General features: G+C 61.3%; 19 protein-coding genes. 10 read left to right on the forward strand and 9 right to left on the reverse strand.

The genetic code is table 11. The features are described from left to right. The first annotated feature begins 239 nt into the window (after window positions 1-239). The 6 genes from LOY67_RS02860 (at window position 240) to LOY67_RS02885 (ending at window position 6,945) form a co-directional block, all read left to right on the forward strand. Window positions 240-1,376: an ABC transporter substrate-binding protein gene (locus LOY67_RS02860; protein WP_265065858.1), complete on the forward strand. Its 1,137-nt coding sequence runs from the start codon at window positions 240-242 to the stop codon at window positions 1,374-1,376. Between the two features lie 170 nt (window positions 1,377-1,546). Next, window positions 1,547-2,461, forward strand: coding sequence for an ABC transporter permease subunit (locus tag LOY67_RS02865; protein WP_024779191.1), 915 nt, complete (start codon window positions 1,547-1,549; stop codon window positions 2,459-2,461). A gap of 3 nt (window positions 2,462-2,464) precedes the next feature. Beyond that, entirely contained in the window at window positions 2,465-3,745 is a 1,281-nt protein-coding gene (gene livM, locus LOY67_RS02870) for a high-affinity branched-chain amino acid ABC transporter permease LivM (RefSeq protein WP_265065859.1), read from the forward strand. Next, window positions 3,742-4,614 (forward strand): ABC transporter ATP-binding protein, encoded by an 873-nt coding sequence (locus LOY67_RS02875; protein WP_265065860.1) that lies wholly within the window; start codon window positions 3,742-3,744, stop codon window positions 4,612-4,614. The genes livM and LOY67_RS02875 overlap by 4 nt, the downstream gene beginning before the upstream one ends. Further along, entirely contained in the window at window positions 4,611-5,327 is a 717-nt protein-coding gene (locus LOY67_RS02880; protein ID WP_265065861.1) for an ABC transporter ATP-binding protein, read from the forward strand. Before LOY67_RS02875 ends, LOY67_RS02880 begins: the two co-directional genes overlap by 4 nt. An 853-nt stretch (window positions 5,328-6,180) precedes the next feature. Beyond that, window positions 6,181-6,945 carry an SDR family oxidoreductase gene (locus LOY67_RS02885; protein ID WP_265065862.1) on the forward strand — a complete coding sequence of 255 codons (765 nt, stop codon included), beginning with the start codon at window positions 6,181-6,183 and terminating at the stop codon, window positions 6,943-6,945. A 163-nt stretch (window positions 6,946-7,108) separates the two neighbouring features. On the opposite strand, the gene LOY67_RS02890 is transcribed toward LOY67_RS02885, so the two are convergent. The 7 genes from LOY67_RS02890 to LOY67_RS02920 all read right to left on the reverse strand — a co-directional run bounded on the left by LOY67_RS02890 (window position 7,109) and on the right by LOY67_RS02920 (window position 12,319). After that, complete coding sequence (locus LOY67_RS02890; RefSeq protein ID WP_265065863.1) at window positions 7,109-8,242, reverse strand: AGE family epimerase/isomerase; 1,134 nt, start codon at window positions 8,240-8,242, stop codon at window positions 7,109-7,111. A gap of 179 nt (window positions 8,243-8,421) precedes the next feature. Continuing rightward, on the reverse strand, window positions 8,422-8,994 hold the full coding sequence (locus LOY67_RS02895) for a HupE/UreJ family protein (protein ID WP_265065864.1): 573 nt from the start codon (window positions 8,992-8,994) through the stop codon (window positions 8,422-8,424). Window positions 8,995-9,025: 31 nt separating this feature from the next. Further along, window positions 9,026-9,640, reverse strand: a complete 615-nt coding sequence (ureG, locus tag LOY67_RS02900; protein WP_041020088.1) for an urease accessory protein UreG — start codon at window positions 9,638-9,640, stop codon at window positions 9,026-9,028. A gap of 9 nt (window positions 9,641-9,649) precedes the next feature. After that, window positions 9,650-10,324: an urease accessory protein UreF gene (locus LOY67_RS02905; RefSeq protein WP_265065865.1), complete on the reverse strand. Its 675-nt coding sequence runs from the start codon at window positions 10,322-10,324 to the stop codon at window positions 9,650-9,652. Beyond that, entirely contained in the window at window positions 10,321-10,821 is a 501-nt protein-coding gene (gene ureE / locus LOY67_RS02910; RefSeq protein ID WP_265065866.1) for an urease accessory protein UreE, read from the reverse strand. The genes LOY67_RS02905 and ureE overlap by 4 nt, the downstream gene beginning before the upstream one ends. Window positions 10,822-11,080: 259 nt before the next feature. Further along, window positions 11,081-11,713: a TetR family transcriptional regulator gene (locus LOY67_RS02915; protein ID WP_265067686.1), complete on the reverse strand. Its 633-nt coding sequence runs from the start codon at window positions 11,711-11,713 to the stop codon at window positions 11,081-11,083. Between the two features lie 156 nt (window positions 11,714-11,869). Beyond that, the gene (locus LOY67_RS02920; protein ID WP_265065867.1) at window positions 11,870-12,319 is read right to left on the reverse strand and encodes a hypothetical protein; all 450 of its coding nucleotides are present in this window, start codon (window positions 12,317-12,319) and stop codon (window positions 11,870-11,872) included. Window positions 12,320-12,680: 361 nt separating this feature from the next. On the opposite strand from LOY67_RS02920, the gene LOY67_RS02925 reads away from it, so the two are divergent. Further along, window positions 12,681-14,756, forward strand: coding sequence for an AsmA family protein (locus LOY67_RS02925; protein ID WP_265065868.1), 2,076 nt, complete (start codon window positions 12,681-12,683; stop codon window positions 14,754-14,756). A gap of 107 nt (window positions 14,757-14,863) precedes the next feature. Here the strand turns inward: LOY67_RS02925 and LOY67_RS02930 are convergent, their stop codons facing one another. Beyond that, a complete protein-coding gene (locus LOY67_RS02930) occupies window positions 14,864-15,394 on the reverse strand; it encodes a ferritin-like domain-containing protein (RefSeq protein ID WP_144928473.1) in 531 nt (176 codons plus the stop codon). 286 nt (window positions 15,395-15,680) lie between these two features. On the opposite strand from LOY67_RS02930, the gene LOY67_RS02935 reads away from it, so the two are divergent. The 3 genes from LOY67_RS02935 (at window position 15,681) to LOY67_RS02945 (ending at window position 18,161) form a co-directional block, all read left to right on the forward strand. After that, window positions 15,681-16,571, forward strand: coding sequence for an esterase/lipase family protein (locus LOY67_RS02935; RefSeq protein WP_265065869.1), 891 nt, complete (start codon window positions 15,681-15,683; stop codon window positions 16,569-16,571). A gap of 63 nt (window positions 16,572-16,634) precedes the next feature. Further along, on the forward strand, window positions 16,635-16,931 hold the full coding sequence (locus tag LOY67_RS02940; protein ID WP_265065870.1) for a PsiF family protein: 297 nt from the start codon (window positions 16,635-16,637) through the stop codon (window positions 16,929-16,931). A 216-nt stretch (window positions 16,932-17,147) separates the two neighbouring features. Next, the gene (locus LOY67_RS02945) at window positions 17,148-18,161 is read left to right on the forward strand and encodes an AI-2E family transporter (RefSeq protein ID WP_265065871.1); all 1,014 of its coding nucleotides are present in this window, start codon (window positions 17,148-17,150) and stop codon (window positions 18,159-18,161) included. Window positions 18,162-18,294: 133 nt separating this feature from the next. Here the strand turns inward: LOY67_RS02945 and LOY67_RS02950 are convergent, their stop codons facing one another. Beyond that, a complete protein-coding gene (locus LOY67_RS02950) occupies window positions 18,295-19,569 on the reverse strand; it encodes an Hsp70 family protein (RefSeq protein WP_265065872.1) in 1,275 nt (424 codons plus the stop codon). Between the last annotated feature and the right edge of the window lie 39 nt (window positions 19,570-19,608).

Consider the following 19,608-nt stretch of genomic DNA (forward strand, 5'->3'; position numbering starts at 1 on the left):
CGCCGTTTCGTGCGATGGTTGCAATGATGGCTCATGGAAGGTTGTACTCATTTAAGCGACAGGTTGCACCTTGCGCGGTTTAGACGGTTGCACGCCCTGTGAAAAAGGGTCCGAAACAGTCGAAATAACAATAAAGCAGCGACTTTTTTCAGAATAAAAAACCGATGGCACGGCCCTTGCTCTGAGCTTTTCAGTGAAGTCGCAGTGCCAACTAAAAAAAAACCTTGGAGCACCACCTCATGTCCCAGACGTTTTACAAGAAAGGCTTTCTGGCCCTCGCCGTTACCGCGGCAATGGGTGTTTCCGCGTTTGCCCATGCAGACTTCAAGATCGGTGTAGCGGGTCCCATGACTGGCGCCAACGCAGCATTTGGCGAGCAGTACATGAAAGGGGCGCAGGCGGCAGCGGACGAAATCAACGCCAAGGGCGGTGTGAACGGCGAGAAGATCGTGCTGGTGAAGGGTGACGACGCTTGCGAGCCGAAGCAGGCGGTGGCCGTGGCCAACCGTTTCGTCGACCAGGACAAGGTGAACGCCGTGGTCGGTCACTTCTGCTCCTCCTCGACCATCCCGGCCTCCGAGGTCTACGGTGACGCCGATATCATGGCCATCACCCCAGGTTCCACCAACCCGGCTGTGACCGAGCGCGGCCTGAATGCGATGTTCCGCATGTGCGGTCGTGACGACCAGCAGGGCATCGTCGCCGGCGACTACATCGTCGACGTGCTCAAGGGCAAGAAAGTCGTGGTGCTGCATGACAAGGACACCTACGGCCAGGGTCTGGCGGATGCCACCAAGGCACAGTTGAGCAAGCGCGGCGTGACGCCGGTGCTGTACGAAGGCCTGACCCGTGGCGAGAAAGACTTCAGCGCCGTGGTCACCAAGATCCGCGCTGCTGGTGCCGACGTGGTCTACTTCGGCGGCCTGCACCCGGAAGCCGGCCCACTGGTTCGCCAATTGCGTGAGCAAGGCCTCAAGGACGTGAAGTTCATGTCCGACGACGGCATCGTGACCGACGAACTGGTGACCACCGCTGGCGGCGCGCAATACGTCGATGGCGTGTACATGACCTTCGGTGCCGACCCACGCCTGCTGCCGGACAGCAAGTCCGTGGTAGACGCGTTCCGCGCCAAGGGCACCGAGCCGGAAGGCTACACCCTGTATGCCTACGCTTCCGTCCAGACCCTGGCCGCCGCTTTCAACGGTGCCAAGTCGAACAAGACCGACGCCGCGGCCGAGTGGCTCAAGGCCAACACGGTGCAGACAGTGATGGGCAAGAAGGAGTGGGACAAGAAGGGCGACCTGAAGATCTCCGACTACGTGGTCTACCAGTGGGACAAGGACGGCAAGTACCATCAGCTGGAAAAACAAAAGTGACATGAGCGGTTGATCTGCCTGGCGCCATGGGTGCCGGGCAGTTCATCACGTCCATGCAGTACCTGCCTTTTTCTCCCGAAAGCTGTGCGCCCACCGTGTAGCCTCGGCGGCTGAACCCCGGTCCGTCGCTGCGGTGTGCGTGCAGTCTTTCAAATCCGTGAGATTGCGTTATGGATGGTATTTTCCTGCAGCAACTGATCAACGGCCTGACCCTCGGGTCGGTCTATGGTCTGATCGCCATCGGCTACACAATGGTCTACGGCATCATCGGCATGATCAACTTCGCCCACGGCGAGGTTTACATGATCTCCGCGTACCTCGCGGCAATCAGTCTGGCTCTGCTGGCTTACTTCGGTATTGAATCCTTTCCGCTTATGATCCTCGGCACCCTCGTGTTCACGGTCGTGGTCACCGGGGTATATGGCTGGGTCATCGAACGCGTCGCCTACAAACCGCTGCGCAACTCCACCCGTCTGGCACCGCTGATCAGTGCCATCGGCATTTCGCTGATCCTGCAGAACTATGCACAGATCAGCCAGGGCGCCCGCCAACAAGGCGTGCCGACACTGCTTGAAGGCGCCATGCGCGTCGACATCGGCACCGGTTTCGTCCAGCTCACCTATACCAAGATCTTCATCCTGGTTGCCGCATTCGCCGGGATGGCCTTGCTGACCTACATCATCAAGTACACCAAGCTGGGGCGCATGTGCCGTGCCACCCAGCAGGATCGCAAGATGGCCTCGATCCTCGGGATCAACACCGACCGGGTGATTTCCTACGTGTTCATCATCGGCGCGGCCATGGCGGCCCTGGCCGGTGTGCTGATCACCATGAACTACGGCACGTTCGACTTTTATGCCGGCTTCATCATCGGCATCAAGGCGTTCACCGCAGCGGTCCTCGGTGGCATCGGCTCCCTGCCTGGGGCGATGCTCGGCGGGATCATCCTCGGGATCTCCGAGTCGCTGTTTTCCGGTCTGATCAACTCCGACTACAAAGACGTGTTCAGTTTCTCGCTGCTGGTGATGATCCTGATTTTCCGTCCCCAAGGCCTGTTGGGTCGCCCACTCGTGGCGAAGGTATAAGTAATGTCTGCTGCCAATAAACCGATTGATATCAAACAGAGCGCCGTCGACGCGATCCTGGCGGGCCTGATCTCGCTGATCGTGTTCGGGCCGATTGTCGGCGTGGTGCTCGACGGCTACAGCTTCAACCTGCAACCGGCCCGCGTCGGCTGGCTGGTGGCGATCGTAATGGTCGGGCGTTTTGCCTTGAGCCTGTTCCTGCAAACGTCCAAGGGCCTGAAGGTGCTCCAGGGCTTCGAAAGTCCCGGTTCCGGCGTGCACGTCCTGCCACCGGACTACAAGTCGCGCCTGCGCTGGATCATCCCGGCGCTGATCGTGATTGCCATCGTGTTTCCGATCTTTGCCAACAAATACGTGCTCACCGTGGTCATCCTCGGGTTGATCTATGTACTGCTGGGGCTGGGTCTGAACATTGTGGTCGGCCTCGCCGGGCTGCTCGACCTGGGTTACGTGGCGTTCTACGCCATCGGCGCCTATGGCCTGGCGCTGGGTTATCAATACCTGGGGCTGGGTTTCTGGACCGTGCTGCCGCTGGCGGCAATCGCGGCGGCGATGGCGGGATGCATATTGGGTTTCCCCGTGTTGCGAATGCACGGTGACTACCTGGCAATCGTGACCCTGGGCTTCGGTGAAATCATCCGGCTGGTGCTCAATAACTGGCTGTCGTTCACTGGCGGTCCGAACGGTATGCCGGTGCCGTCGCCGACCTTTTTCGGCCTGGAGTTCGGTCGAAGGGCGAAGGACGGTGGCGTGCCGTTCCATGAGTTCTTCGGCATCGATTACAACCCCAACCTGAAATTCCTGTTCATCTACATCGTGCTGTTCATCGTTGTGCTGCTGGTGCTCTACATCAAGCATCGCCTGACCCGCATGCCGGTCGGGCGTGCCTGGGAAGCCCTGCGCGAAGACGAGATCGCCTGTCGTTCCATGGGCCTGAACCACGTGCTGGTCAAGCTCTCGGCGTTCACCCTTGGCGCTTCCACGGCCGGCCTGGCCGGGGTGTTCTTCGCCAGTTACCAGGGTTTCGTCAATCCGTCGTCGTTCACCTTCTTCGAGTCGGCGCTGATCCTGGCGATCGTGGTCCTGGGCGGCATGGGTTCGACAGTGGGCGTGGTGATCGCGGCATTCGTGCTCACCGTGGCGCCGGAACTGCTGCGCAGCTTCTCCGAATACCGCGTGCTGCTGTTCGGCGTACTGATGGTGTTGATGATGATCTGGCGACCTCGCGGCCTGATCCGCATCAGCCGTACCGGTGTGACGCCGCGTAAAGGAGTAGCGCCATGAGCGAAGTCGTACTCTCAGTCGAAAACCTGATGATGCAGTTTGGTGGCATCAAGGCCCTCAGCGACGTCAGTCTGCAGGTCAAGCGCAACTCGATCTTCGCCCTGATCGGCCCCAACGGTGCGGGCAAGACCACGGTGTTCAACTGCCTGACCGGTTTCTACAAGGCCTCGGGCGGCAAGATCGAGCTCAACGTGCGCGGTGAGCGGACCAACGTCATCAAACTGTTGGGCGAAGCCTTTCGCCCCACGGACTTCGTCTCGCCGAAATCCTTCGCCAGCCGGCTGTACTACAAGATGTTCGGCGGGACCCACCTGGTGAACCGCGCCGGCCTGGCCCGTACCTTCCAGAACATTCGCCTGTTCCGGGAAATGTCGGTGCTGGAAAACCTGCTGGTGGCCCAGCACATGTGGGTCAACCGCAGCCTGGTGGCCGGCATCCTCAATACCAAGGGTTATCGCAAGGCTGAAAGCGACGCGTTGGATCACGCCTTCTACTGGCTCGAAGTCGTGGACCTGGTGGATTGCGCCAACCGCCTGGCGGGTGAGCTTTCCTACGGTCAGCAGCGACGCCTGGAAATTGCCCGGGCCATGTGCACCCGTCCGCAGGTCATCTGCCTCGACGAACCGGCCGCCGGCCTCAACCCTCAGGAAACCGAAGCGCTGAGCGCGATGATCCGGCTGCTGCGCGACGAGCACGATCTGACCGTGGTGCTGATCGAACACGACATGGGCATGGTAATGAGCATTTCCGACCACATCGTGGTGCTGGACCACGGCAACGTGATCGCCGAGGGCGGTCCGGAGGCGATTCGCAACGATCCGAAGGTGATCGCGGCCTACCTGGGTGCCGATGAAGAGGAACTGGTATGAGTGGACCTATCCTCGAACTCAAGGAACTGGACGTGTTCTACGGGCCGATCCAGGCCCTGAAGAAAGTCTCGATGCACATTGAGGAAGGCGAAACCGTCAGCCTGATCGGCTCCAACGGTGCCGGCAAATCCACGTTGCTGATGTCGATCTTCGGTCAGCCGCGTGCAGCGAGCGGGCAGATCATCTATCAGGGGGTGGATATCACCCACAAGTCGTCCCACTACATCGCGTCCAACGGCATTGCCCAGTCGCCGGAAGGGCGGCGGGTGTTCCCCGACATGACCGTCGAGGAAAACCTGCTGATGGGCACCATCCCCATCGGTGACAAGCATGCCAGCGAAGACATGCAGCGCATGTTCGAGCTGTTCCCGCGGCTCAAGGAGCGGCGCAACCAGCGGGCCATGACCATGTCCGGTGGTGAGCAGCAGATGCTCGCCATTGCCCGGGCATTGATGAGCCGGCCGAAGTTGTTGCTGCTCGATGAACCGAGCCTGGGGCTGGCGCCGATCGTGGTGAAACAGATCTTTTCCACCCTGCGAGAACTGGCATCCACCGGGATGACCATCTTCCTGGTGGAGCAGAACGCCAACCACGCCCTCAGGCTGTCGGACCGGGCCTATGTGATGGTCAACGGCGAAATCCGCCTGACCGGCACCGGCAAGGAGCTGCTCGCCAACGAAGAGGTGCGCAACGCGTATCTGGGCGGACACTGACGCGTATGCTGCAATGAAAAAAACCGGCGAGTGATCGCCGGTTTTTTTATCCCTTCAGAACACCACCGAACCCATGTGGGAGCGAGCCTGCTCGCGATCGCGGTAGATCAGTGATATTTCGATACCTGATGCACCGCTATCGCGAGCAGGCTCGCTCCCACATGGGATTTTGTGTGCAGCAGTGAATTGTGGACAACAATCCCCAGCCCTTATCAAACCGCGACATAAAGTCGCCGCAAATAGTTGTTTTGTCACAGTTTTGACTTGTCCCCGTTTGCTGTGGAGCCGGCTGTGGGTAACGTGGGAGTATCTGGCTGGAAGCCTTTGGATACTTGGCTTGCAGGGGTGTGATCATTTTCTGATCAGGCGTTTTTTGGTGGGCATGGGCGTGGGTTGTCAACCCTTTTCTGAGGGTTGGTGCAGGCTGGTAAATCGGTGGGCAAGCCTGTGGATAAGTCTGTGACTAAACTCTGGAAAGACCGCTCTGAGGGCCGTAGTTGCTGGCTTCGCGCCATCGCCTCTATTGCTTCGGCTTATAGCAGAGAATCCGATCTGCACAACCTCACATGCAGGGTCAAGGGAAAAAAGTTTCCATACATCCCCGCAAAGCCTTATGCACAGCGGCCTGCGACGTTTTGACTTGCCCCCGATTACTGTGGACGTGGCTGTGGATAAGGTGCGGGCAACAGGCTGCAGCCCTTATCCTGCAAGGGCTGAAGGCGTTTGATCGTTTTATGACCAGCCTGGCCTGGGTCAACATCCACGGTGGGCAGTTGCCGCTCGCGGTCGGGCCGGGCATGCTGTGGTCCGACCCCATTCAATGGCTGCCTCAAGCCCAATCAAGGAGAACATGATGTCCAATACCCTGTTTATCACCGGGGCGACGTCCGGTTTTGGCGAAGCCTGTGCCCGTCGTTTTGCCGAGGCCGGCTGGAAGCTGGTGCTGACCGGTCGCCGCGAAGAGCGCCTCGATGCCCTGTGCGCCGAGCTGTCGAAACAGACCGAAGTCCATGGCCTGGTATTGGATGTGCGTGATCGCAAGGCCATGGAGGAGGCCATCGCCAACCTGCCACCGTCTTTTGCCAAGTTGCGCGGCTTGATCAACAACGCCGGATTGGCCCTGGGGGTCGATCCGGCGCCCAAGTGCGACCTCGATGACTGGGACACCATGGTCGACACCAACGTCAAGGGACTGCTCTACAGCACGCGCCTGCTGCTGCCGCGGCTGATTGCCCATGGCCGCGGCGCTGGGATCATCAACCTCGGTTCCATTGCCGGTAACTACCCGTACCCGGGTAGCCACGTGTATGGCGCGAGCAAGGCGTTCGTCAAACAGTTCTCGCTGAACCTGCGCTGCGACCTGCAGGGGACCGGTGTACGGGTCAGCAACATCGAGCCGGGCCTGTGTGAGAGCGAGTTCTCACTGGTGCGCTTCGGTGGCGACCAGGAGCGCTACAACGCGACCTACGCCGGGGCCGAGCCGATCCAGCCGCAGGACATCGCCGAGACTATTTACTGGGTGCTCAACACACCGGCGCACATCAACATCAACAGCCTGGAATTGATGCCGGTGAGCCAGACCTGGGCCGGATTTGCCATTGAGCGTAACAAGACCTGAAGGCAATCCCCTGTGGCGAGGGGATTTATCCCCGTTGGGCTGCGAAGCAGCCCTGAAATCAGCCGACTCGGTGTCAGGTAGATTGAGGTGGGTGCTTTGGGGCTGCTTCGCAACCCAGCGGGGCGGTGCGACGTTTCGCTAAATCCCCTCGCCACAAACAGCCTCAGCCCAGGTAATCGGCCAACCCGCGATAGCAGGTCATCAGGTGATACGGGGTGGTCGAGGGCATGTCTCGGCGGCTGACGAGGCCGTCGGCGTCCAGGCATTCGTTCCAGCCCTTGGCGTGAAGGAAATGCTGTTGCAGGGCCTTCAATTGACGCAGCAACGCGTCCTGACTTCCCGGGCGTAAGGTGAGGGCGCGCAGGTACTCGGCCTGGGCCCAGATGCGCTGGGTAGCGTCGCGGGCGACAGCATCCGGCGCCGGGCCCAGCATGGCGCACACCGCGCCGGACTGTGGGTTCACGCCTTGTTGCTCGGTATAGCCAAAGCTTCGCTCTAGGGCGGCGTGCAATTTGCCGCCCTGCAGCAGGGGCGATGAGGCCAGCAGGAAATACCATTCGAACTGGTGTCCCGGCTCAAACCAGTTATCCACAGCCTTGAGCGGCTTCTCCATCATCACGCCTTGCTTCGGCTCAGTGAAGCGTTTGAACATCCCGTCACACAGGCTCAGCAATGCCTGGCGAACGTTGGCGTCTTCGCGGACCGAGAGCGTGGCGAGGAAGGCTTCGGCCAAATGCATCAGCGGGTTCTGCAACGGGCCGGATCCGAGCGTTGACCAATCGCGCTTGAGGCTGGCTTCGTAGAGACCGTCGCCCGTGGCAAAACGCCGGGCAATGACTTCCAGGGCCGCATTGAGCACCGATTCCACCAACGGCTCGCGAACCTTGCCCCAGTAATGGGCGCAGGCGAACAGGATGAAGGCGTGGGTGTAGAGGTCCTTGCCGCTGTCCAGCGGTGCGCCTTGCGGGTCGATGCTGTAGAACCAGCCACCGTGCTCGGCATCGTGGAAATGCCGTTGCAACGAGCGGAACAGCGCCGCGGCCCGTTCTTCGGCCTCTGTGACTTCGCCGATCAGGCTGGCGAACACATACAGCTGCCGCGCACAGGCCATCGCCCGATAGCGCTGGGGCGGCAGCGGCGTGTGGGTGGCATCGAGGGATTCGTAGGGCAGTGCCAGCTCGGCATTCCAGCCCGGGCCTTGCCACATGGGCACGATCACCTCGTGAAAATGCTGGCGCACCGTTGCGAACAGGGCGATCAATTCAGGCGAGGGAGCGGGGCGGGATGCATCGGGCATGGGCGGGCGTCGTCACGGCAGGGGGCGATTGCGCGATATGGTAGCAGAGTGACCGACTTCAGATAGGTAGCGCCTGTAAGTCTGTCATCGCGAGCAGGCTCGCTCCCACATGGACGATGTACAACCATCAACTGTGGGAGCGAGCCTGCTCGCGATGAGGCCCGCACAGGCGCCGAGAATCAACCGGCCAACAACCAGACCCCAGCCCCCGCCGAAGCCGCCCCCGCCAGCCGCACCAACGGCGCAGCCGCCCGCGGCAACACGCGCACCAGGGCGAAACCTGCGCCATGCAGGGCCGCCGTGGCAGCGACGAATCCCGCCGCATAAGCCCACGGGCTCGACATGTCCGGCAGTTCCAGCCCATGGGCCACGCCGTGGAACAGCGCAAACAGTGCCGTCGCGGCAATCGCCAGGCTCAATGGCGGACGCACCGCCAGCGCCACCGCCAGGCCCAGGGCCAATACCGAGGCGGCAATCCCGCTTTCCAGCGCCGGCAACTGCAGGCCTTCGAAACCTAGCAAGCCGCCGATCAGCATGGTGCCGACGAAGGTGCATGGCAGCGCCCAGCGTGCAGTGCCTTGCTGTTGTGCCGCCCACAAGCCGACCGCCAGCATGGCGAGCAGGTGATCCAGCCCGCCGATGGGATGGCCGAGGCCGGCGATCAGGCCGTTATCACCATGGCCGGGGTGGGCGAAGGCCAGGGCCGGGGTCAGCAGCAGGGCGAGGGTGCCGAGGATGCGTTTGAATGTCATGAAGAAGCTTCCTTGTTGATTGTTCGAAAAATCAGGCGGCAGTCAGCAGGCCCTGGCGTTCGATGAAGGCGATGATCTCGTCCAGGCCCTGACCGGTCTTCTGGTTGCTGAACACGAACGGCTTGCCGTTGCGCATCCGCCGGGTGTCGCTGTCCATCATCTCCAGGGAGGCGCCGACCAGGGGGGCCAGGTCGATTTTATTGATCACCAGCAAGTCGGACTTGCAGATGCCCGGCCCACCCTTGCGTGGCAACTTGTCCCCGGCCGATACGTCGATCACGTAGAGGGTCAGGTCCGACAGTTCCGGGCTGAAGGTCGCCGAGAGGTTGTCGCCACCGGACTCCACCAGGATCAGGTCCAGCCCCGGGAAGCGCCGGTTCAGTTGGTCCACCGCTTCGAGGTTGATCGAGGCATCTTCGCGAATGGCCGTGTGCGGGCAGCCGCCGGTTTCCACACCGATGATCCGCTCCGGCGCCAGGGCTTCGTTGCGCACCAGGAAGTCGGCGTCTTCGCGGGTGTAGATATCGTTGGTGACCACCGCCAGGTTGTAGCGCTCGCGCAGGGCCAGGCACAGGGCCAGGGTCAGGGCGGTCTTGCCGGAGCCCACCGGGCCACCGATGCCGACGCGCAGGGGTTGTGTGTTCATGGTTGTCTCCTAGGAACGGAACAGACGGCTGTACTGGCGCTCATGGGCCATACACGCCAGGGACAGGCCAAACGCGGCGCTGCCGTAATGCTCGGGGTCGATGTTCGAGGCGTTGTGCTGGGCTTGTTGCAGCAGCGGCAGCAGTTCGCTGGTCAGGCGCTGGGCGGCTTGCTGGCCCAGCGGCAGGGTTTTCATCAGCACCGCCAGTTGGTTTTCCAGCCAGCTCCACAGCCAGGCGGCGAGGGCGTCCTGGGGGCTGATGTTCCAGGCGCGGGCGGCCAGGGCCCAGCCCAGGGCCAGGTGGGGTTCGCTGCGTTGTTCGAGGAAGGTCCGGGCGGCGCCATCGAGTTCCGGCAGGCCGCCGAGCAGTTGCTGCAACGAATAGCCCATCTGCCGGCTTTCCTGATACAGCTCGCGGGTTTCCCGGCTGGCGCGGTGTGCTTCGCAGTGTTGCAACAGGATGTCCCAATCGTCGGCCGCGGCGGCGGTGCAATGCGCGAGCAGCAGGGGCGCCTCGAAGCGTGCCAGGTTCAGCAGCAACTGATCGCCGATCCAGCGACGGGCTTCGTCGGAGGTCCTGACCTGGCCGCTATCCACCGCCATCTCCAGCCCTTGGGAATAGCTGTAGCCGCCAATCGGCAATTGCGGACTGGCCAGGCGCAACAGCGCCCAGGCCGGGTTCATGTGCGCACGCCGAACTGATGCAGGCGCGGCGCATAGTTGAAGTCTTCGTCGCCATGCCGCGAATGATGATGACCACCGCCGTAGGCGCCGTGCTCAGGTTGGAACGGCGCTTCGATAGCGGCGACGCTGGCACCCAGTTGTTCGAGCATTGCCTTGAGCACGTAATCGTCCAACAGGCGCAACCAGCCGTCGCCGACTTGCAGGGCGACATGGCGATTGCCCAGGTGATAGGCCGCGCGCGTCAGCTCGAAGCCATTGGCGCAGGTGACATGCAGCAGTTGTTCGGGGCGGGCACAGACCCGCACGATACGTCCGTCTTCGGCCTGGAGGTATTCGCCGTCGTAAAGCGGCGGCTGGCCCCGCTCCAGGAACAATCCCACGTCTTCGCCCTCGGCACTGAAACAGCGCAGGCGACTTTTGCTGCGGGCATCGAACGTCAGATGGAGTTCGGCGTCCCAGCGGGGTTGAGTGTCGATTCTGCGATGGATCACCAGCATCGGAGTGCTTCCAGCAATGAACAGTGCTGTGTTTAGAGCAAGGGGCTTGCCAATCGAAGATGGCGTAGGAAATGGGCGTGGGATGCTTGGGTCAGCCTTGTTGCTCGCTCCGAACCAGTGCGCGACGCAAGGGGCTTGCACTGTATTGTGGCGTGAGGCGAACCTGTGGGAGCGAGCCTGCTCGCGATGGCGGCGGCATCAGTCGACGTCTATGCGTCTGATGCACCGCCATCGCGAGCAGGCTCGCTCCCACAGGGGATTACTCTGTGCTGCCCAGGCCCTGCCAATGCTTGAGGCCGATAAAGATAAACCGCAGTTGCTGGGTGATCTTCGCCTGGGGCGTGAGGTGTTCGGGGGGCGCTTCGGCGGGAGGGTCGGTGATGTCGGGCAGGGTGGCGAACACGCTCTTGACGATGAGGTCGGCCATCACGCTCAGCCCAGCAAGGTCCAGGTGCTGCAGTTTCGGCATCAACGCCAGGTCGGCGGCCAGGTCCGAGCTGATGGCTTCGCGCAGTTGTGCGATGGCCTGGCGTACCGGCAGGGAGCCGCCGTATTGTTCGCGGGCGAGGAACAGGAACTGCGATCGGTTGGCTTGCACCACGTCGAGGAAAATCCGCACCGACGCATCAATGATGCCGCCCATGACGAATTCATTGTGACGCACCAGCCGGATGGTTTCGCGGAAGGTCTGGCCCACTTCGCTGACCAGTGCCAGGCCCAATTGATCCATGTCGTCGAAGTGCCGGTAGAAACCTGTGGGTACAATGCCCGCTGTCTTGGCAACTTCCCGCAGGCTCAGGCTGCCGAACCCCCGGCCGCTTTCCATTAAATGACGGGCCGCATCCATCAGGGCAATTCGGGTCTGTTGTTTCTGTTCGGCGCGGGGCAACATCGCAGGACTGACTTCCGAGTCATGGGAGCGACGCACTTTAGCAAATCGGCTTTGCCAACGTCGAACGGTAGAAAAAGGTAGGTCAGGAAAAGAGGTGCTTGAGAAAGTCAAAAGCCCGATTGCAGGAATCGGGCTTTTTTTCGGGCCACCATGGGCTCAGCTCACTTTGCTGTTGCGTTCGAGGGCTCGCTCACTGCCGTCTTCAACCAGACCTTTTTCTTCCAGGCGACTACGACCACCTTCGGCGAGTTGGCCTTGAGGGGTGTTGTTGTAGCCGTCTTCGGCGAGTTGGCCTTGAGGAGTGTTGTTGTAGCCGTCTTCGGCGAGCTGGCCTTGAGGGGTGTTGTTGTAGCCGTCTTCAGCGAGTTGGCCTTGAGGAGTGTTGTTGTAGCCATCTTCGGCGAGTTGGCCTTGAGGGGTGTTGTTGTAGCCATCTTCGGCGAGTTGACCTTGACGGGTTTGGTTATAACCGTCTTCGGCAACAGTCTGGCTATACACGGAGTGGCTGTCCTTGACCTGTGGTGTAGCCTGCTCGGAAGCTGGCAGGGCGAAAGCGGTGGAGGCCAGCAGTGACAGGGATAGGCTCATCAGTAATTGGCGTTTCATGATCGTTGCTCCTCGGGAGGGCTAAAAAGTGGGTACGAGGGCAATGCTACTCTCGATAAGTCGATATAAAAGTTCATAAACGCAATGGTAATAATCAACGGAATTGATTGTTCTGCGGGAGGGCTCTAGAACGGGCGTTTCCGAGGTACGGTTTCGCACCATGGTGGGTATTTTGTACCCACTGGCGCCACGCAAATGTGCGGAGGCGGTAACAGCTTGCTGGCGGATCGGTCAGGTTTTTTGCCCCGGGTGGTAAACCTGTCGCTCGTTTCACCAGTCCCACTATTACAACGAGCCGACGACAGGTTCGATTTTCAGGTGTTGCGGTACGGACGCCAATTTGTCATCAGGAGCCTTGTGCATGACACGCACTTCAAAAATCCTTGCCTGGAGCCTGGCCAGCCTTGTTGTCTTGCTGGCCGTGTTGGTGCTGGTCATCGTGTTCTTCGATTGGAACCGGATCAAGCCGACGCTCAACGCCAAGGTGTCCGAGGAGTTGCATCGCTCGTTCGCCATCAACGGCAACCTGGCCGTGGTCTGGCAGCGCGAGTCGGAAGAGGGCGGCTGGCGGGCCTGGCTGCCGTGGCCCCATGTGGTGGCCGAGGATTTGAGCCTGGGTAATCCCGATTGGTCGAAGAAGCCGCAGATGGCCACGCTCAAGCGTGTCGAGTTGCGCATCTCCCCCCTGGCCCTGCTGGCCCGGCGAGTGACCATTCCCCGTATCGACCTGACCGAACCCGACGCCAACTTGCAGCGCCTGGCTGACGGACGTGCCAACTGGACCTTCCAGTTCGATCCGAAAGACCCGGACGCCGAACCGTCGAGCTGGGTAGTGGACATCGGCGCCATCGGTTTCGACAAGGGGCACGTCACGCTTGACGACCAGACCCTGAAGACCCGACTCGACCTGCTGATCGACCCGCTGGGAAAATCCATTCCGTTCAAGGACATCGTCGGCGAAAAGGCCGCGAAAAAGGTCCAGGACCAGGGAGCGACCCCTCAGGACTACGGGTTTGCCTTCAAGGTCGAGGGGCAGTATCACGGACAGAACCTCAGTGGCTCCGGCAAGGTCGGTGGCCTGCTGGCCTTGCAGAATGCATCGCAACCCTTTCCCTTGCAGGCCCAGGTAAAGACCGCCGACACCCGTGTCGAACTGGCCGGTACCCTCACCGACCCAATGAATCTCGGTGCCCTGGACCTGCGCCTGAAACTGGCCGGTACCAGCCTGGCTCATCTGTATCCATTGACCGGCGTGACCCTGCCGGATTCACCGCCCTATGAAACCGACGGTCATCTGATCGCCAAACTCCATGAGCCGGAGGGCGCGCTGTTTCGCTACGAAGCATTCAACGGCAGGATCGGCGACAGCGACATCCACGGTGACCTGGCCTACGTCGCCAGCCAGCCCCGGCCGAAACTCAGTGGCACGCTGGTGTCCAATCAAGTGTTGTTCAGCGATCTGGCGCCGCTGATCGGCGCCGATTCCAACGCCGAACAGAAGGCCCGGGGCAGCGCCAGCAAGCAGCCGTCGGACAAGGTATTGCCCGTGGAGGAGTTCCGCACCGAGCGCTGGAGCGCGATGGACGCCGATGTGGAGTTCACCGGCAAACGTATCGTTCATAGTGCGCAGCTACCGTTCACCGACCTCTACACGCACCTGGTGCTCAACGACGGCCAATTAAGCCTCGAACCCCTGCGTTTCGGCGTCGCCGGTGGCCGACTCGATGCGCAGATCCGCCTCAACGGCCAAGCCCATCCCCTCGAGGGCCAGGCGAAGCTGACGGCGCGGGGCTTCAAGCTCAAACAGTTGTTCCCCGGCTTCGAGCCGATGAAAACCAGTTTCGGTGAGCTCAATGGAGACGCTGATATCAGCGGTCGCGGCAATTCGGTCGCGGCCTTGCTGGGCACCTCCAACGGTACGCTGAAAATGCTCATCAACGACGGCGCCATCAGTCGCGAACTGATGGAGCTGGCGGGGTTGAACGTGGGCAACTACGTGATGGGGAAAATCTTTGGCGACAAGGAAGTGAAGATCAACTGCGCGGCGGCGGACTTCGACATCAAGACCGGCCTGGCAACCACTCGCCTGTTTGTGTTCGACACTGAAAACGCGATCATCTATATCGACGGCACGGCGAACATGGCCACGGAACAACTGGACCTGACCATTTCACCGGAGTCCAAGGGCTGGCGGCTGATTTCCCTGCGCTCGCCCCTGTACGTGCGGGGCAAGTTCGCCAAGCCCTCTGCCGGAGTCAAGGCCGTACCGCTGATATTGCGCGGCGCCGGGATGGTGGCGCTGGGTGTGATCGCCGCGCCGGCGGCAGGTTTGCTGGCCCTGGTGGCCCCTAGCGGTGACGAGCCGAACCAGTGTGCGCCGTTGCTCGAGCAAATGAAGGCGGGCAAGGCGCCGGTGACTGTGAAGCCGACGCGGTAAGTCGGGGATTTGCAGGAAGGTTACTGGCCTCATCGCGAGCAGGCTCGCTCCCACATTGATGGCGGACACCTGTCGAGGGTGGGAGCGAGCCTGCTCGCGATGCGGTCTTACAAATCGGCCAGGATATCGGCCATGTCATCGGCATGCTCTTCTTCCTGGGCCAGGATGTCTTCGAAGATGCGCCGGGTAGTCGGGTCTTTATCGCCGATGTACTGGATGATTTCCCGATAGCTGTCGATGGCGATCCGCTCGGCCACCAGGTCTTCGTAGACCATTTCCTTGAGGGTGTTGCCTGCCACGTACTGGGCGTGGGAATTGCGGGTCAACAGGTCGGGGTTGAACTCCGGCTCGCCGCCCAGTTGCACGATGCGCTCGGCCAGTTTGTCGGCATGCTCGGCTTCCTGGTTGGCATGTTCGAGGAACTCGCTGGCCGCCACACTCGCCTTGAGGCCGGTGGCCATGAAGTAGTGGCGCTTGTAGCGCAGCACGCACACCAGCTCAGTGGCCAGTGCTTCGTTGAGCAGGCGCACGACTTCCTGTCGATCGGCGTTGTAGCCCTCGGTCACCGCGCCGTTCTGCACGTTCTGGCGCGCACGTTCGCGCAGGGTGGTTACATCGGATAAGTGCATGTCGCTCATCTCGTTCTCCTGGAGGCTGATCCGGTTGGGGCGTCACGCTCTCGCGGCGTGATCGCTTACCAAGTTGGGAGTGATGAGCGAGGCAAAAGTTTTATGGGATGTGTTAAGGCAACTCCATCGTAGGAGCTGCCGAAGGCTGCGATCTTTTGATTTTCACTTGAGATTCAATGGTCAGCGGAAAGATCGCAGCCTTCGGCAGCTCCTACAATGACGGTGGGGTGTCATGAAGAAGGCATAGACTTTCCCTTTCCCTCCAGCGCAACTCTCTGATCAAGGATGTCTGTCCATGTCGCAACGCTGCACCACCCGCTACCCGTTGGTATTGGTCCCGGGCATGCTCGGATTCATCCGCCTGGTGTTGTACCCCTACTGGTATGGGATCGTTTCGGCGTTGCGCCGGGGTGGTGCGGTGGTGGTGGCGGTGAAGGTCTCGCCGCTGCATTCGTCCGAGGTGCGCGGCGAGCAGTTGCTGGCACGGATCGAGGAGATCCTGCAGCAGACCGGCGCAACCAAGGTCAATCTGATCGGCCATAGCCAAGGCGCCCTCAGCGCCCGCTATGCGGCGGCCAGGCGCCCGGACCTGGTGGCCTCCGTCACCTCGGTAGCCGGCCCCAACCACGGCTCCGAGCTGGCCGACTACCTGCTGGCCCACTACCCGCCGAACAGCCTCAAGGGGCGCATGCTCAGCGCCGTGCTGCGATTGATCAACGCGCTGATGTGCCTGCTCGAAACCGGCTATCGCGGCGCCAGGCTGCCGGTGGACCTTCACGCCTCCCATGACTCCCTTACCACCGCCGGGGTGGCGCGCTTCAATGCGTGTTATCCACAGGGGCTGCCTCAAACCTGGGGTGGTCAGGGGGCCGAGGAAGTCGATGGCGTGCGCTATTACTCCTGGTCGGGAATCCTGCAGCCCGGCAAGACCGACCAGGGCCGCAACCTCTTCGACGGTACGAATCGTAGCTGCCGCCTGTTTGCCCGGACGTTCGTGCGTGAGGCGGGGCAGTGCGATGGCATGGTCGGGCGCTTCAGTTCCCACCTGGGTACGGTCATCGGCGATGACTATCCACTCGACCATTTCGACATCGTCAATCAATCCCTTGGGCTGGTGGGCAAGGGCGCCGAGCCGATCCGGTTGTTTGTCGAGCATGCAGAGCGTTTGAAAGCGGCCGGTGTATAGGGCTGCGTTGTCTACACTGGATTGATCGCCGTCACGGTCGTGCGGCATTCAGGAGAAAACGTCATGAAGATGTTGCGTGTCCCTTTGTTGATGATCGGTTTGCTGCTGTGCTCCCAGGGCTTCGCCGCGACGGCGCAGCAGACCAAGATGACCACCTGCAACGCCGACGCCACCGCCAAGGCGCTCAAGGGTGATGAGCGCAAGGCCTTCATGAGCACCTGTCTGAAGACCAAGCCGCCTCAAGTTCGGGGAGGAACGCCGCAGGAGCGCATGAAGACCTGCAATGCCGACGCTACCGCCAAGACGCTCAAGGGCGACGAGCGCAAGGCGTTCATGAGTGATTGCCTGAAGAACAAATAAGGGAGCCGTGAGCGCCCATCGCGAGCAAGCTCGCTCCCACAATGGACCGAGCCATGCAAATCCCCCGTGGGAGCGAGCCTGCTCGCGATGGAGCCCTTACAGGCGCCACAAAAATCCCCTGAACCCCGACCAAAGTCGGCCGATACAATCCCTAGTGCTGTCAGCGGAAGGCTGGCAGACTGCCGATCCTTTCACGCCGTTTTGTTCTGAGGCTGTATGCCAACGTTTTCTCAGCGTCATGTGTTGTTGGTGATCAGTTGGGTGATCATTTTTGGTGGGTTGTTGCTGGTGTTGCCGCTGCGCCTGTTACCAAGCCTGCTGGCCGGTCTGCTGGTGTTCGAGCTGGTCAACATGCTCACCCCGCAGTTGCAGCGGTTGATCGAAGGCCGCCGTGCCCGCTGGCTCGCGGTAGCGTTGCTGGGCACCCTGGTGGTGAGTGTCCTGAGTTTGATTTTCGCCGGTGCTATCAGCTTTCTGCTGCATGAAGCGGAAAACCCCGGCGCGTCCCTGGACAAGTTCATGACGGTGGTCGATCGCGCCCGTGGACAGTTGCCACCCTTCATCGATGCCTACCTGCCGGCCAGCGCCGCCGAGTTTCGGGTGGCGATCGGCGACTGGGTGAGCAAGCACCTGAGCGATCTGCAACTGGTGGGCAAGGACGCGGCCCACATGTTCGTGACATTGCTGATCGGCATGGTGCTGGGGGCGATCATTGCCTTGCAGCGCGTCCCCGACCTGACCAAGCGCAAACCCCTGGCCGCGGCACTGTTCGATCGCTTGAACCTGTTGGTCAAGGCGTTCCGCAACATTGTCTTCGCCCAGATCAAGATTTCCCTGCTCAACACCTTCTTCACCGGGATTTTCCTGGCGGTGGTGCTGCCGCTGTTCGGCATCAAGCTGCCGTTGACCAAGACCCTGATCGTGATGACCTTCCTGCTGGGGTTGCTACCGGTCATCGGCAACCTGATGTCCAACACCCTGATCACCATCGTCGGCCTGTCGCTGTCGATCTGGGTGGCGGTGGCGGCGCTGGGTTATCTGATTGTGATCCACAAGCTCGAATATTTCCTCAACGCTCGCATCGTGGGCGGGCAGATCAGCGCCAAGTCCTGGGAATTGCTCATGGCGATGCTGGTGTTCGAAGCCGCGTTCGGCCTGCCGGGGGTGGTGGCGGGGCCGATTTATTATGCGTACCTCAAGAGTGAGTTGAAGCAGTTGGGGATGGTCTGATCCAGGAGTGGGTTGTCTGATCTGGCCCCATCGCGAGCAGGCTCGCTCCCACAGTTGACCGAGTTCTTCCAAGAGGAATGCGGTTCAATGTGGGAGCGAGCCTGCTCGCGAAGGCCGCACCGCTGTAGTCAGGTCAGGCCTGGCTCCCGTAGCGTTTCATCGCCTCGATCGCCAACCCGCTGCCGATGCTCCCGAAGATGTTCCCTTCCACATGCCGCGCCTGGGGCAGCATCGCCGAGACGCTGTTGCGCAGGGCCGGGATGCCGCTGGAGCCGCCGGTGAAGAACACCGTGTCGACCTGATCGACGCCGACGTTGGCGTCATTGAGCAGTTGCGTGACGCTGGCGCGCACCCGCTCCAGCAGGCCGTCGATAGCCGACTCGAACAGTGCCCGGCTCAGGTCCACGCTCAGGCCCGGCTCGATCCGGTCCAGCGCGACATGACGCTGATCGGCGTGGGTCAGCTGGATCTTGGTTTCTTCCACTTCCATTGCCAGCCAGTGCCCGGCGCGCTGTTCGATCAGCTTGAACAGCCGGTCGATACCACCGGTGTCCTCGATGTCGTAGCGCATGCTGTTCAGGGCCAGGGTGGATTTTTGCGCGTACACCGCGTTGATGGTGTGCCAGGTCGCCAGGTTCATGTGGTGGCTGGTGGGCATGTAGGCGCCGCTTTTCATCCGGCTGCCATAGCCGAACAGCGGCATCAGGCCCTGCAAGCTCAGTTGCTTGTCGAAGTCGGTCCCGCCGATGTGCACGCCGCCGGTGGCGAGGATGTCGGCGTGGCGGTTGTCGTGGCTGCGGCGTTCGGGTGACAGGCGCACCAGGGAGAAGTCCGAAGTACCGCCGCCGATGTCGACGATCAGCACCAGCTCTTCTTTTTCGATGGTCGATTCATAATCGAATGCCGCCGCAATGGGTTCGTACTGGAACGAGACTTCCTTGAAGCCAATGGCGCGGGCGACGTCCACCAAGGTATTTTCGGCCTCTTGGTCTGCCAGCTCATCGTCATCGACGAAAAACACCGGGCGACCCAGTACCACTTCCTCGAATTCCCGACCGGCGGTGGCCTCGGCGCGTTTCTTCAACTGGCCGATGAACAGTCCCAGCAGATCCTTGAATGGCATCGCCGTGCCCAGCACGCTGGTGTCGTGCTTGATCAGCTTGGAGCCCAGCAGGCTCTTGAGCGAGCGCATCAGCCGACCTTCGTAGCCTTCCAGGTATTCGTGCAGGGCCAGTCGGCCGTAGACCGGGCGACGCTCCTCGAGATTGAAAAACACCACCGAGGGCAGGGTGATCTTGTCATCCTCCAGCGCGATCAGCGTTTCCATGCCGGGGCGCAGCCAGCCGACGGTGGAGTTGGACGTGCCGAAGTCGATGCCGCAGGCACGGGCCGGGGATGCGTTTTTCATGTCTTTCAGGTTCCGGTCGAAAAAACGGCCGCGCAGTGT

Source organism: Pseudomonas sp. B21-056, assembly GCF_026016325.1.
Lineage (GTDB): Bacteria > Pseudomonadota > Gammaproteobacteria > Pseudomonadales > Pseudomonadaceae > Aquipseudomonas.